This is a genomic window from Pseudomonas sp. GW460-12-10-14-TSB1 (assembly GCF_017349775.1).
Lineage (GTDB): Bacteria > Pseudomonadota > Gammaproteobacteria > Pseudomonadales > Pseudomonadaceae > Aquipseudomonas > Aquipseudomonas piscium.
Genome location: NZ_JACNAC010000095.1, coordinates 1 through 13870, shown reverse-complemented (window position 1 = coordinate 13870; position 13870 = coordinate 1). Strand labels below are relative to the sequence as shown.

Here is a 13870-nt window from a genome sequence, read left to right as displayed (position 1 = left end):
CGATGCCTTGCCGTGGAACGCCGACGGCCTGATCGCCGCCATCGCCCAACAGCACGACAGCGGCGAGGTGCTGATGCTGGCCTGGATGAACCGCAAGGCGCTGGCCGAGACCCTGGCCAGCGGGCAGGTCTGCTACTGGTCGCGCTCACGCCGGCAATTGTGGCGCAAGGGTGAAAGTTCAGGGCATCGCCAGCGTCTGCTCGAAGCGCGCCTGGACTGCGACGGCGACGCCGTCCTGCTGCTGGTGGATCAGCAAGGCCCGGCCTGCCACACCGGGCGCCCCAACTGTTTTTACAACGCCATTCGCGACGGCGCAGTGCAGGTCATCAGCACACCGCTACAGGAAACCCCAACATGATTCGCAAGAACCCCTCCGGCGATCTGCCGGTCATCGCCGAGTCGGCCTACGTCGACAAGACCGCCATCATCTGCGGCAAGGTGGTGATCGGCGAGAACGTCTTCGTCGGCCCCTACGCAGTGATCCGCGCCGACGAAGTCAACGAGCATGGCGCCATGGACCCGATCATCATCGGCGCCAATTCGAACATCCAGGACGGTGTGGTGATCCACTCCAAATCCGGCGCGGCGGTGACCATCGGCGAGTTCACCTCCATCGCCCACCGCTCCATCGTCCATGGCCCGTGCACGGTCGGCGACCGGGTATTCATCGGCTTCAACAGCGTGCTGTTCAACTGCGCGGTCGGCAACGGCAGCGTGGTGCGGCACAACTCGGTGGTCGATGGCCGCGACCTGCCGCAAGGCTTCTACGTGCCCTCCACCACCCGCATCGGGCCCAATACCGACCTCTCGCAGTTCCCGCCGGTCAGCGTCAGCGCCTCGGAGTTTTCCGAGGACGTGGCGCGCACCAACGTCGATCTGGTGCGCGGTTACAAAGCCCTGCAGAACGAGTTCTGAACATGAGCAGCGTGCTGATTCGCAACGCCCGGCTGGTCAATGAAGGACGTGAGTTCGACGCCGACCTGCTGGTGGACCATGGGCGCATCGTGAAGATCGCCAGCAGTATCGAAGGCGAGAACGCCCGCACCGAGATCGATGCCGAGGGCCAATGGCTGGTGCCGGGAATGATCGACGACCAGGTGCATTTCCGCGATCCCGGCGCGCCGGAAAAAGGCAGCTTCTACAGCGAGTCGCGGGCGGCCGTGGCCGGTGGCATCACCAGTTTCATGGACATGCCCAACACTCAGCCCGCGACCCTGACCCTGGCCGCGCTGGAAGACAAGAAACGCCGCGCGGCCATCCACTCGGTGGCCAACTTTGGCTTTCACTTCGGCGTCAGCCGCGACAACCTCGACACAGTCGCCGCCCTCGACCCCTGCCTGGTGGCCGGGGTCAAAGTGTTCATGGGCGCCTCCACCGGCAACATGCTGGTGGACGATCCGCAAGTCCTGGAGCGGTTGTTCGCCGAGGTGCCGACCATTCTCCTGGCGCACTGCGAACACACCCCCAGCATCCAGGCCAACGAGCGGCGCATGCAGGAGCGTTTCGGCGAAGCGATTCCCGCCGTGGCCCACTCCCTGATCCGTGATGCCGAAGCCTGCTACCGCTCCTCGTCGCTGGCCGTGGATCTGGCCAAGCGGCATGGCACTCGCCTGCATGTCTTGCACCTGACCACTGCCCAGGAGCTTGCGCTGTTCGAAGACAAACCGCTGGCGCAAAAGCGCATCACCGCCGAGGTCTGCCTGCACCATCTGCTGTTCGATGACCGTGACTACGCGCGCCTCGGGCACCTGATCAAATGCAACCCGGCGATCAAGACCCGCGCCGACCGCGACGCCCTGCGCCAGGCCTTGCTCGGCAACCGCCTGGATGTGATCGGCAGCGATCACGCGCCGCACACCTGGGCGCAGAAACAGCTGCCCTACCGCCAGGCACCTGCCGGCCTGCCGCTGGTGCAACACGCCCTGCCCGCCCTGCTGGAACTGGTGGCCGACGGCGTGCTGCCCATCACCACCCTGGTGGCGAAAACCAGCCACCGGGTCGCCGACCTGTTCGCCATTCCCGACCGAGGCTACCTGCGCGAGGGTTACTGGGCCGACCTGGTACTGATCAGGCCCGAGCCCGAAGGCCTCGCCGTGGCCCAGCAGCCGATCCTTGCCCAATGCGGCTGGACACCCTTCGCCGAACAGCGTTTTCGCCACAGCGTCGCCACCACCCTGGTGTCGGGGCAACTGGCCTGGCACGCCGGGCGCCTGTACGACAACTGCCAGGGTTTGCCGCTGCGCTTTACCCGCTGACCCCTTTCCCCGAATCCCCCCTGAAACACCAAGGAACACCCGATGATTCACATCACCCTGCCCGACGGCTCACAACGTGAGTACGACCAGCCGCTTTCCGTGTACGAGGTGGCCGCGAGCATCGGCCTCGGCCTGGCCAGGGCGGCCGTTGCCGGCCGGGTGAACGATCAACTGGTGGATTGCTCCTTTATGCTCGAAGGCGATGCCCGGGTCAGCATCGTCACCGCCCGCGAGCCCGAGGGCCTGGAAATCCTGCGCCACTCCTGTGCGCATCTGTTGGCCATGGCGGTGAAGGAGTTGTACCCCTCGGCCCAGGTCACCATCGGCCCGGTGATCGAGGACGGCTTCTTTTACGACTTCGCCTACGAACGGCCTTTCACCCCCGACGACCTGCAGCGTATCGAAACCCGCATGACCCGCCTGGCCGCGACCAACCATGCGGTGCGCCGACGCGAGCTGTCCCGTGACGATGCCCTGGAGTACTTCGGCAACCTAGGCGAGCACTACAAGGCCGAACTGATCCGCGACATCCCGCAAGACCAGGTGCTGTCGCTGTATCGCCAGGGCGATTTCGAAGACCTGTGCCGTGGCCCTCATGTGCCGTTCACTGGAATCCTCCAGGCGTTCAAGCTGACCAAGGTCGCCGGCGCCTACTGGCGCGGCGACGCCAAGAACGCGCCGCTGCAACGGATCTACGGCACCTGCTGGGCCACGCCGAAAGACCTCAAGGATTACCTGACCCGCCTGGAAGAAGCCGGCAAGCGCGATCACCGCAAGCTCGGGCAGCAACTGGACCTGTTCCACTTCGACGACTGCGCGCCGGGCTCGGTGTTCTGGCACGCCAAGGGCTGGACCCTGTTCCAGCAACTGATCGGCTACATGCGCCGGCGCCAGGACCAGGCCGGCTATCAGGAGGTGAACACCCCGGACGTGATGGACCGCAGCCTCTGGGAAACCTCCGGGCACTGGCAGAACTACCGCGACCACATGTTCAGCACCACCACCGAGGACCAGCGGGTGTTCGCCCTCAAGCCGATGAACTGCCCCGGCGCGGTGTCGATCTTCAGCCGTGGCCTGAAAAGCTACCGCGACCTGCCGCTGCGCATCGCCGAGTTCGGCAAGGTGCACCGCTACGAACCCTCAGGTGCGTTGCACGGGCTACTACGGGTGCGCCACTTCACCCAGGACGACGCGCACATCTTCTGCACCCCGGCGCAGATGCAGGCGGAATGCGAAAGCACCATCGCCCTGGTGTTCGACATCTATCGCGACTTCGGCTTCCACGACGTCGCGGTCAAACTCTCCACCCGACCGGCCCATCGCATCGGCAGCGACACGCTGTGGGACCAGCTGGAAGGTGCCTTGTCCGGCGCCCTGGAAACCATGGCGATCGACCACCGGATCAACCCTGGCGAAGGTGCGTTCTACGGTCCGAAACTGGAGTTCGTGCTGCGCGACGCCATCGGCCGCGACTGGCAATGCGGCACCCTGCAGGTCGACCTCAACCTGCCGGAACGTTTCGATATCAGCTACATCGATGAGCACGGCGAGCGCCAGCGCCCGGTGATGCTGCACCGCGCACTGTTCGGTTCCCTGGAGCGTTTTATCGGCATCCTCATCGAGCATTACAGCGGCGCCCTGCCGTGCTGGCTGGCGCCGCGGCAGGCGGTGGTGATCACTATCAGCGAAGGCCAGGCGGACTACGCCCGCTCGGTGGCCGACACCCTGCAGCGCCGGGGCCTGCGGATCGGCGCCGACCTGCGCAACGAGAAGATCAGCTACAAGATCCGCGAGCACAGCCTGCAGAAAGTGCCGTACCTGCTAGTGGTGGGCGAGAAGGAAAAGGACGGGGGATTTGTCAGCTTGCGCAACCGCCATGGCGAGGATCTGGGGCGGTGGGCGGTGAGCGAGGTGGCCGAGCAGATGCGCTCGACGTTGTAGCAGCGGCGTCTGGACGGACGCTATCGCGGGCAAGCCTCGCTCCTACACATCCGCGTATCGTTCATACCTTTCATGAACGCTCGCAGCCCTGTAGGAGCGAGCGGGCGGCGATCCGACTTGCCCGCGATGCTTTTTAGGCCCTTGGTTTGACCGTCCCGCAATCCTGCCCCAACCACACTGCGCGGGTGTCCATGCTGCCCTTCTGCTGGAAGCCGGTGGCATTGAAGGTGCCGCTGACGTTGGTGGTGAACTCGCGGTCGCTGAGGAATTTCGCCACGCCTGAGCCTTGGGCTTTCGGGCAGCTGAAGCGGAACTTCCACTGGTTCGAGGTGCGGTCGGTGACCTCCTGGCGGCAGCCCGATTGCGGATCCTGCAGCGGAATGGTGTCGGACTTCACCTGTTCCGGCGTCAGGCACACGCGGATGCCCTTGCCGCCCATGGTCACGCCCTGCTTCTCCAACTGCGCCCGTTGCTCGGGGGTCAGCTGTTGTTGCAACTGGCCGAGAATCAACGACAGGTCTGGCAGGCTCTGGTCATCGACTTTCATGTTGCTGGTGGTCAGTTCCCACAGGCCCGGTTGCAGCATCTGGGCCTGCGCGGCCAGCGGAAGCGAGATAACGGCAGCCATGGCCAAACCCAGTAGACGAAGCTTCATCGAATGACTCCTAGACAGTAGTGGCCCGTTAGACGCTAAAAATGCAGCGGCGTTGCATGGCGAATTAATTAGCGACAATCATGCTCGAACATGGTCTGTTAGGGTCTGCACGAAAGGTCGGCGAGCGAAGGTCAGGCAAGGCAAAAACAGGCGAGGAAGCGGAGTGTAGGGGCCTACATGAGCATTCCGAGCCTGTTTTTAACGCAGCATGAGCGAGCGCAGCCACCTTTCGTACAGACCCTAGGCATTGAATCTTCAGGAGCAAGGCAGCCCCATGGATTATTTTGGCCCACATATCTTCGGCTATCTGATTGCCACGTTGCACTTTCTCGGCCTGATCGCCGCCATCCACGCAGTGTTGACCGTCAGGACCGCCCAAGGCGCCATTGCCTGGGCCCTGTCGCTGCTGTTCATGCCGTACCTGACCCTTGTTCCCTATCTGGTATTCGGCCGCAGCACCTTCGACGCCTATATCAAGGCCCGGCGCCAGGCCAACCTGGAAATGCGCAAGGCGATCAACGAGCTGAACTGGCGCCCCTGGATCGAGGAAGCCCTGAGCGCCCGCGCCTCGGCCGCCTACACTTCGCTGCGGGCCATGCCCAAGCTGGGGCGCATGCCTTGCCTGGCCAGCAACCATGTACGGCTGCTGGTCAATGGCGATGCCACCTTCGCCGCAATTTTCGCCGCCATCGAACGCGCTCGCACAACAGTGCTGATCCAGTTCTTCATCATCCACGACGACGACCTTGGCCGGCGCCTGCAAAGCCTGCTGCTGAAAAAGGCTAGCGAAGGCGTGGCGATCCATCTGCTCTACGACCGCATCGGCAGCCATTCCCTGCCCCACTCCTATGTGCATCCACTGCGCGATGCCGGCATCCAGGTGCATGCCTTCGCCACCCGCAGCGGCTGGCTCAACCGCTTCCAGATCAACTTCCGCAACCACCGCAAGATTGTGGTGGTGGATGGCCTGCTGGGGTTTGTCGGCGGGCATAACGTCGGCGACGAGTACCTGGGTAAAAAGCCGCCCCTGTCGCCCTGGCGCGACACTCATGTGTCCGTCAGTGGCCCGGTGGTGGCCTGCCTGCAGGAGTCTTTCGCCGAAGACTGGTTCTGGGCCTCGCGGCAATTGCCGCCGCTGATCCTGCCCGACACCTACCCCGACGACGGCGTGCTGTGCCAGGTGCTGGCCAGCGGCCCGGCGGACCCTTATGAAACCTGCTCGCTGTTCTTCGTCGAAGCCATCCACGCGGCGACCGAACGGATATGGATCACCAGCCCCTATTTCGTCCCCGACGAAGCCGTGTTTTCCGCCTTGCGCCTGGCCGTCCTGCGCGGTGTGGACGTGCGGATCCTGCTGCCGTCGCGCGCGGACCATAGGATCGTCTACGCCGCGTCCAGCCTGTACGCCTTCGAAGCGGTACGCGCCGGCGTGCGGGTGTTCCGTTATCAGCCAGGTTTCCTGCACCAGAAAGTGGTGCTGATCGACAGCGAAATCAGCGCGATCGGCAGCGCCAACCTGGACAACCGCTCGTTCCGCCTGAATTTCGAGGTGATGTTGCTGACGGTGGATGAAGCCTTCGCCAGCGAAGTGGAACAGATGCTCAACCTCGACTTCGAGCGCTCGCGCGAAATCGCCAAAGAAGAAAGCCGGGAAACCCACCGCCTGCAACAGCTTGGCATGCGGGTGGCCCGGCTTATTTCACCGATTCTTTAGAGTCGGCGTTTCACGAGTAATACAGGTCATCGCGGGTCCAGGGCAGTTCATGACTGCCATCGGCGTGAGCCTTGACCGCGAGAATCTGGTGCAGGTTGATCCAGCCGCGGGCGAAGGCATAGGCACAGCCGGCCAGGTACAGGCGCCAGATGCGCAGGACCTGTTCCGGCACCAGCCGCGAGGCGGCTTCCAGGTTGTCTTCCAGGCGCTCGCTCCAGTGGTCCAGGGTACGGGCGTAATGCAGGCGCAGGCTTTCCACGTCAACGATCTCCAGCCCCGCTTCGCTGATCTCGGCCGAAATCATCGACAGGTGCGGCAGCTCGCCGTTGGGGAACACGTACTTCTCGATGAATTCGCCGGCGCCGCGGCCCACGGGACGTCCATCGGTGTGCTTGGCGGTGATCCCGTGGTTCATCACCAGGCCACCTTCGCGCACCGCGCCGAACAGTGTCTTGCAGTACTGCGCCAGGTTGGCATGGCCCACATGCTCGAACATGCCGACGCTCACCACCTTGTCGAAGCGGCCGTCCTGGGGCAGATCGCGATAGTCCAGCAGTTGCAGTTCCACCTGGTCCTGCAAGCCTTCGGCGATCACCCGCTCCTTGGCCAGTGCCAGTTGTTCCTTGCTCAGGGTGATACCGAATACCTTGACCCCGAATTCCCGCGCCGCGTAACGCGCCAGCCCGCCCCAGCCACAACCGACGTCCAGCAGGTACTCGCCGGGCTGCAAGCGCAACTTGCGGCACAGGTGGCGGAATTTGGCTTGCTGGGCCTGTTCCAGGCTTTCACTGCCGGTCTCGAAGTAGGCACAGGAATAGGCCATGTCGCTGTCGAGCCACAGCTGGTAGAAGTCGTTGGAAAGGTCGTAGTGGTAGGAGATGGCGGCCGCATCGGTGGCCTTGTCGTGCAGGGAGCGTACCGGCAGCACTTGTTCATCGCCGTCCAGCAGCGCCTGGGTCAGCTCATCGCAAACCCGGATGACTTCGCTGATCGAGCCTTCCAGTTCAAGTTTGCCCTCGACGAACGCCGCCCCCAGCGCGTCGAGAGTGGGATGGGTGAGCTGGGTGACCAGTTGCGGGTCCTTGACCACAATGGTGACGCTGGGCGCCGGCCCCAGGTTGAATTCATGGCCGTCCCAGAGCCGCAGGCGTAGCGGTAGTTGCAGATTCTGTAAGGCCGGTGGAAGTTGCGCGAGCATGGATTATCCCCCCTTGTTTCAGACGTCTGAGTGAGGTTAGACCATACTGAAAAATTAGCAGGCTATCGATCTGATAGCTGAAATTCATCAGTGCCGGCATTGCAACAATCCATGCTGAACAGCCAGCCGATCGTCCTGGGAGCTGGGCCCTCTCCATAGAGGACCGCCAAGCAGGCACGCAGTTCGATCTGGTTTAATTCTAGCTCCAGGCGCTCAAACCCGCGCTTCCCCACCCTAAAGGCACTCACGCAAAACCCGCCGACGCTCGCCCTTCTGTAGCAGCGTAGCTTGCTCGCGATAGCCGCAAAACAGCGCTCCATCAGCCCCGCTCTTTACAACTTGAGCAACGGTTCCTGAAAGCGCAGCAAGCGCCCGGCATTGCCCAGCACCAGCAAGGTGCTGAGGTTATGCAGCACCGCCGCGATCATCGCCCCCGCCGCGCCGAGCCAGCCGAACGCGGCGAAGGCGACGATGGCCAGGGTCCAGCCCAGACCGATGATCACATTGACCTGCAGGGTCTGGCGGCACTGGCGACTCAGGCGCACACAGGTGCCGAGGCGCCGCAGGTCGCTGCCGATCAGCACGATATCGGCCGAGGCCAGGGCGATATCCGCCCCGCCCGCGCCCATGGCCACACCGACCACGCCAGCCTTGAGCGCCAGGGAATCGTTGATCCCGTCGCCCACCACCATCGGCCGGAAACCGCTGTCGATTTCCCCCAGCACACGCTTGAGTTTGTCTTCCGGCAGCGCCTGGGCTTCGACATCGCCGATGCCGACATCCCGCGCCAGGCTGTCGGCCACACTCTGGCGGTCGCCGGTCAGCAACAGCTGGCGGCCCAGCCCCAGTTCGCGCAGTTCGTCGAGGGCAAAACGCGCTTCCGGTTTGACGCTGTCGGCCAGCAACAGCCAGGCGAGAAACTCACCGTTCAGCGCCAGCCCGGCAATAGGTCCGTCATGTTCCGGTACCGCCGTGGTGACGATACCTAGCTGGCCGAACAACTCGGGACGCCCCAGGGCCGCTTCGCCCTGCTCGGTCTGCGCCACCACGCCGAGGCCCTGGCGCTCGCGAATATCCGACAGCACCAGGAAATGCTCCTGGGCCACCAATCCGGCCAGCGCGCGGCTGACCGGGTGGCTGCTGGCCGAGCCCAGGCTGGCTGCCAGGTTCAACAAGGCCTGGCGGTCTTCCCGCGGGCTGTCGATGGATTGCAGGCGCAAAGTGCCAAACGTCAGGGTGCCGGTCTTGTCCACCACCAGCGAGGTCAGGTCCGCCAGCTCCTCGAGGAACGCCGAGCTGCGAATCAGAATGCCGTGACGCGACGCCACGGCGATCCCGGCAATCGCCGTGGCCGGCGCGGACAGCACCAGGGCGCAGGGACAGGCCGCCACCAGCACCGCGAGCATCGCCTGGGCATCGTTGGTGATGAACCAGGTCACCGCCGCCAGCAGCAATACCAGCACCATGTAGCTACCGGCGTAACGCTCGAGCAAACGGGTGATCGGTGGCTTGGAACGCTCGGCGCTTTGCATCAGCGCGATGACCTTGCCCAGGGTCGATTCGTGGCCGGTGCGGGTCACCTCCAGGCGCAGCAGGCCGTCGAGGTTGATCGCCCCGCCGAATACCTGCATGCCGACATCGGCCTCCAGCGGCACCGACTCGCCAGTGATCGGCGCGGTGTCGAGGCTGGCTTGCCCGGACAGCACCAGGCCGTCGGCGGGCACCCGGTCGCCGGCGCGCACTTCGACGACATCGCCGGCCTTGAGCGTAGCGTTATCCACCTCGCCAATGCTGCCGTCGGCCTGCACCAGTCGCGCATGGCTGCGGGTCAAACGACCCAGGGCATGAATGGCTTCCTGGGAACCGATGACGCTGCGCTCTTCCAGCACGTGGCCGAAGATCATGATGATCGGCAACAGCGCCGCGGTCAGCAGGTCGCCGGTGGCCCAGGCGCCGAGCATGGCCAGGGCGATCAACTGGTCGGTGATGCCATGCAGGCTCGGGTAACGCAGGCTGTACCAGGCCGAACGCATCACCGGCAGCGCCACCAGCAACGAAGCGAAACCCAGCAGCAACTGGCTGACGCCGGTCTGCTCCGGAGCCAGCCAGCGCCAGACCAGGCCCAGGCCGAGCAGCCCCAGGGCCAGCATGGCCAGGGTCAGCTGGCGCGCGGCACTGCGTTGTTCAGCTGAGGTGAGCATGCTCGCCGGCGCGGCGGCATGGGTGTGGGCAGTCATGGTTGGGCTCCCTGAATGATCAGGCGGGAATCGTCTTTGGGATTGACCGTGGTCACTGAGCCGGCCTGGCCGAGAATCTTCGGCAGCCGTTCACGGTAGATACGCAGGAGCATTTCCGGGTCGGTGCCGTTGCGTTGCGCCTGGGCCAGGCTCTGGATGGTCGCGGTATCCGCCTGGGCCTTGGCCAGGCGTTCACCGGCCTGGGCGTGCGCCACCTGCAAGCTGCGGTCGGCCTGTTCGTTGGCGGTTTGCGTGAGCTTTTCGGCTTCGGTGCGGGCGTTGGCTACCGCCTTGTCGGCCTGCTGGCTGGCAGTCAGCACCGCGTTAAAGGCGCTGACCGCCGGCCCCGGCAAACTGGACTGGACGTCGACCCGGGTCACTTCGATGCCGATCCCCTGCCCGGTCGCCGCCAGATCCGCCAGCCGCTGGTTGATGCCCTGCACCAGATCGCCGCGCAGCCGTTCGCGACGCTCGGCGGCCTGATTGTCGGCCCCGATCAATTCCGGGCGCGCCACCAAAATGGTGTCGAGATCGCGCGCGGCGGTCAGGGCCAGGGCACTGCGGGTCACCAGCCGATCCAGCGCCGGCAGCACATGCTCGCCCTGCAGCACAAAGACATAAGGCTCGGTGACCTTGTAGAACACCCGCACATCCAGCTGCACCACCCCGGCGTCGCCGGTCAGCAGGTAACCGGAACCGGCCAGGGCATCGCTCAGCGGTACGGCAAAACTCGCCACCTTGTCACCCTTCAAGGCCGTATCGGAACGCAACAGGCTTTCCACCCGCCGCTCGATCACCCGGTCCGCGGCAGGCAACAGCACCACCTGTTCGAACGGCTGCGGCCAGGCCAGCAACAAACCGGCGTTCTGTATCCGGTCCAGGGCGCCGAAATGCAGGACCACCGCGCGGTTCTGTGGATCGATCTGCCGCACATTGGAAAACGCCCAGGCCAGTGCCGCCAGCACGGTCACCGCATACAGGGCGAGAAACGCCAGGCGACCGGCCTGAATCCAGGGGCTGCCAAGTTCAGATGTTCCACGTGGAACCAAACTCATGGTTGCGACCCGGCGGCTTTATTACCGAGGGTCGGCGGCCCGTCCACCAGCACCCGGAACGGCGCCGCATCGGTGCGCAGAATCAGCTTGGTGCCTGGGGTCACCACAGTGCCCAAGGTGTCCAGCGAGCGCAGCAGGTTGTACAGCTGCGGCGAACCGGCATAAGCGCGGCCATAAATCTCCGCCGCCTGCACTCGGGATTGGGCTTCGATATCCGCGACTTTCACCGTGGCGTCGGCCTGGACGATGCGCGCATCGCGCTCGGCGGCGGAACGGATTTGCGCCGCTTCGCGCTTACCGATGGCCGTGCGCTCAGTGGCGATGGTTTCACGCTCGGCGCGCATGCGGTCGACTGTGGCGGTCAGGGTCACCGAGGGCAGAGTCAGGCGTTCCACGCCGACTTGCAGCACGCGCACGCCATAAGTACTCAGCAACTGCTGTTCGATCTGCTTGCGCAACTGGGCTTCGAAGTCGGCGATGCGCACCTTGCTCGCGTCGGTGTTCACCAGATTGGCCAGGTCGAAACTGCTGGCGGTGGTTTCCAGGGCCGAGCCGACAAAGGTACGGATCTGCCGCGCCGCTTCGTCCGGCTGGTTCTGCACCGCGCGCATAAAACGTTTTACATTGTCCGGATCGCCCTGCACCTGCCACGCCACGTAGGCCTGGACGATGATGCGCAGGCCGTCGCGAGTGCCGACATCCTGCAAACCGCTGGACGTGGTGCGCAGGCGCAGGTCCACCGGGATCGCCGCCTCGAACGGCGCCGGCCAGCGCCAGCCAAGGCCCGGCTCCAGCAGAACCCGCGCCGGGTTGCCGAAACGGGTGATCACCGTGGCCTCGCCGGAACGCACTTGCACCAGGCTTGCCGCGGCGACGGCGAACAGCACCAGCAACAGCGCCCAGGCCATGCGCCGCCAGGGAAAGGGCCCCGCCTCTTCCGGCACACCGTGGTGATGATGGTGCCCGTGATGGTGATGGCCGCCATGGCCGTGATCGTGGCCGGCGTGATCCTGATGATCGTGGGAATGGGACTGGCTCAATGGACGGCTCCTGGCTGAGCGGTGTTACCCGGCACCGAAGGCTCGGTTGGCAAAGTGAATGTACGCAGGTCGAGGGTCGGCGCGCTGGCGCCGCCCAGGCGATGATCGAGCACCAGCAACTTGGCGTTGCGCAGGCCCTGGCTCAGCTGGCTCAAATACTGCTCCAGCACGAACGCCTGGCCGGCACTGGCATAGGCCATTTGCTCGGCGCTGAAACGCAGGTCGGCCGCTTGCGCCGTGGCCTGCACTTCATGGGCCGTGGCTGTGGCCTGGTCGCGGGCGATGCTGGCCTGCAACTGCGCCTGGTTGGTCTGCTCGCTGGCCGCGCCGCGCTCGCGGGAAATCAGCGCCTGGGCGCCGATCTGCGCGGCCTGTACGCCGTGATAGGCATTGGCGGCGCCCGCCGGCGGGTGAATGGCCTCGACCACGGTGGCGAGAATCTCCACCCCGCTGTCGAGCTTCTCCAGGTCGGCCTGCACCGCGCGGCCGATATCCTCGGCCAGGCCGGTACGGTCTTCGCCCAGCAGGCCATCGAGGGTGCGCGAGGCAAAGTCGTGGACCAGGATGCGACTGGCGGTGCTACGGATCAGCATCGGAATGTCGGCGCTGTTGTAGGTCGCCGCCAACGCCGCCTGATCGCTCAAGCCGATGCGATAGACGAAGCGCACATCCATGTTGACGATCTGGAAGCTCTGCTTGTCGGCGTCGCCGCTGGCGATCACCTGGGACTTGTCGTTCACATGGCTGGCATCCCACAAGCGGTTGGCCACCAGCGGTGGCGGCCCTTCGGCGGACGCCGGTTCGATCACCGTAGGCGTCTCACCGACACTGGTGGCCAGTTCATGTACCACGCCGTTCTCGACACTCAGCACCCGGCCCAGCGGCCATGGCAGACCCGCGTGCAAACCCGGGCCAAAGACCGCCACCGGCTTGCCGAAACGTTCGTAGATGCCCCGCCCCTGCAACGGCACTTCATGCAGGCCGGTGAGCAGCCAACCCACCCCGAGCACCACCAGCAGCACCGGCAGGAACGCCCGGCGCATATAAGTGAAGGCCCAGATCTGCCGCAGGTCGATGCCAAAGCGGTTGTGCAGTTCGTGCTGCAAGGCCAGCAAGGGTTGCGGCGGCCAGCGCAACAGATCGGCGATCACGCTGTGGGCCAGCATGCGCGGCTCCAGTTGCTCGCGACGCGGACTGAACAACGACAGCACCGCGCGCAGCAGGAACTCCAGGGCCACCAGCGCCGGCAAGACACCGATCAGCACGCCCAGGCGCACCGGCCAGAGCGCCGTATCGCTGCTGAACAACAGGCACAGCGCCGCCAGCACCAGGCTGATGATCGCCACTCGCGCCAACTGCGCCAGCGCCGCGGCTTCCGGCCATTCTCCGGGGTGTTCCTGGCTCAGCTGGCGCTCGAACACCAGCAAGCCGAAGGCCAGCAACAGCGCCAGCACCGCGCCGACATTGCCCGCCAGGCCCAGGGCTGCGGCGGGCAGGCTCAGGTTCCACGCCTGCTCGATCACCATCAGCACCAGCAAGGCCCAGCCGCCCAGCCACAAGGTCGGCGCGCCGATCTGCGCCAGCAGCCCGGACCAACGCTGGCTGATGCCATCCAGCAGGCGTTCATACCAGCCGTCATCGGGCAAGGGTTCATCCACAACCGGCGGGCTCGGCGCAGCCTCTGGCGTCCGCAGTACACCCGCGCGCCAGGCACTGACCCAGCCCGCCGCCTGCAGGCCGCCGACCAGCACCAGCAAAGCCGCGGCCAGATTGAC

The 13870-nt window shown here is 65.0% G+C and carries 11 protein-coding genes; 5 read left to right on the top strand and 6 right to left on the bottom strand.

Translation table 11 applies throughout. The features are described from left to right. From hisI to thrS, 4 genes are all read left to right on the top strand, one after another. Positions 1-358: phosphoribosyl-AMP cyclohydrolase (gene hisI, locus J4D52_RS29655; RefSeq protein ID WP_207272216.1), on the top strand; the 358-nt coding region annotated here is incomplete at its 5' end. Continuing rightward, a complete protein-coding gene (locus J4D52_RS29650; protein ID WP_009051649.1) occupies positions 355-915 on the top strand; it encodes a carbonate dehydratase in 561 nt (186 codons plus the stop codon). The genes hisI and J4D52_RS29650, both read left to right, overlap by 4 nt. Positions 916-917: 2 nt before the next feature. Further along, on the top strand, positions 918-2255 hold the full coding sequence (locus tag J4D52_RS29645; RefSeq protein WP_102676092.1) for a dihydroorotase: 1338 nt from the start codon (positions 918-920) through the stop codon (positions 2253-2255). Between the two features lie 42 nt (positions 2256-2297). Next, complete coding sequence (gene thrS, locus J4D52_RS29640) at positions 2298-4196, top strand: threonine--tRNA ligase (protein ID WP_102676091.1); 1899 nt, start codon at positions 2298-2300, stop codon at positions 4194-4196. 133 nt (positions 4197-4329) lie between these two features. Here the strand turns inward: thrS and J4D52_RS29635 are convergent, their stop codons facing one another. Next, a complete protein-coding gene (locus tag J4D52_RS29635) occupies positions 4330-4851 on the bottom strand; it encodes a DUF3617 domain-containing protein (protein WP_102676090.1) in 522 nt (173 codons plus the stop codon). Between the two features lie 274 nt (positions 4852-5125). On the opposite strand from J4D52_RS29635, the gene cls reads away from it, so the two are divergent. Then, the gene (gene cls / locus J4D52_RS29630) at positions 5126-6565 is read left to right on the top strand and encodes a cardiolipin synthase (protein ID WP_102676089.1); all 1440 of its coding nucleotides are present in this window, start codon (positions 5126-5128) and stop codon (positions 6563-6565) included. Positions 6566-6575: 10 nt separating this feature from the next. Here the strand turns inward: cls and cfaB are convergent, their stop codons facing one another. From cfaB to hflK (J4D52_RS29605), 5 genes are all read right to left on the bottom strand, one after another. After that, positions 6576-7763 (bottom strand): C17 cyclopropane fatty acid synthase CfaB, encoded by a 1188-nt coding sequence (cfaB, locus tag J4D52_RS29625; RefSeq protein WP_102676088.1) that lies wholly within the window; start codon positions 7761-7763, stop codon positions 6576-6578. A gap of 332 nt (positions 7764-8095) precedes the next feature. Further along, positions 8096-10000, bottom strand: a complete 1905-nt coding sequence (locus tag J4D52_RS29620; RefSeq protein ID WP_102676086.1) for a cation-translocating P-type ATPase — start codon at positions 9998-10000, stop codon at positions 8096-8098. After that, positions 9997-11055, bottom strand: coding sequence for a protease modulator HflK (gene hflK / locus J4D52_RS29615; RefSeq protein ID WP_102676085.1), 1059 nt, complete (start codon positions 11053-11055; stop codon positions 9997-9999). Before hflK (J4D52_RS29615) ends, J4D52_RS29620 begins: the two co-directional genes overlap by 4 nt. Continuing rightward, a complete protein-coding gene (hflC, locus tag J4D52_RS29610; RefSeq protein ID WP_102676084.1) occupies positions 11052-12095 on the bottom strand; it encodes a protease modulator HflC in 1044 nt (347 codons plus the stop codon). The genes hflK (J4D52_RS29615) and hflC overlap by 4 nt, the downstream gene beginning before the upstream one ends. After that, positions 12092-13870 (bottom strand): protease modulator HflK (gene hflK, locus J4D52_RS29605; RefSeq protein WP_207272215.1); only part of this gene is annotated, 1779 nt, incomplete at its 5' end. The genes hflC and hflK (J4D52_RS29605), both read right to left, overlap by 4 nt.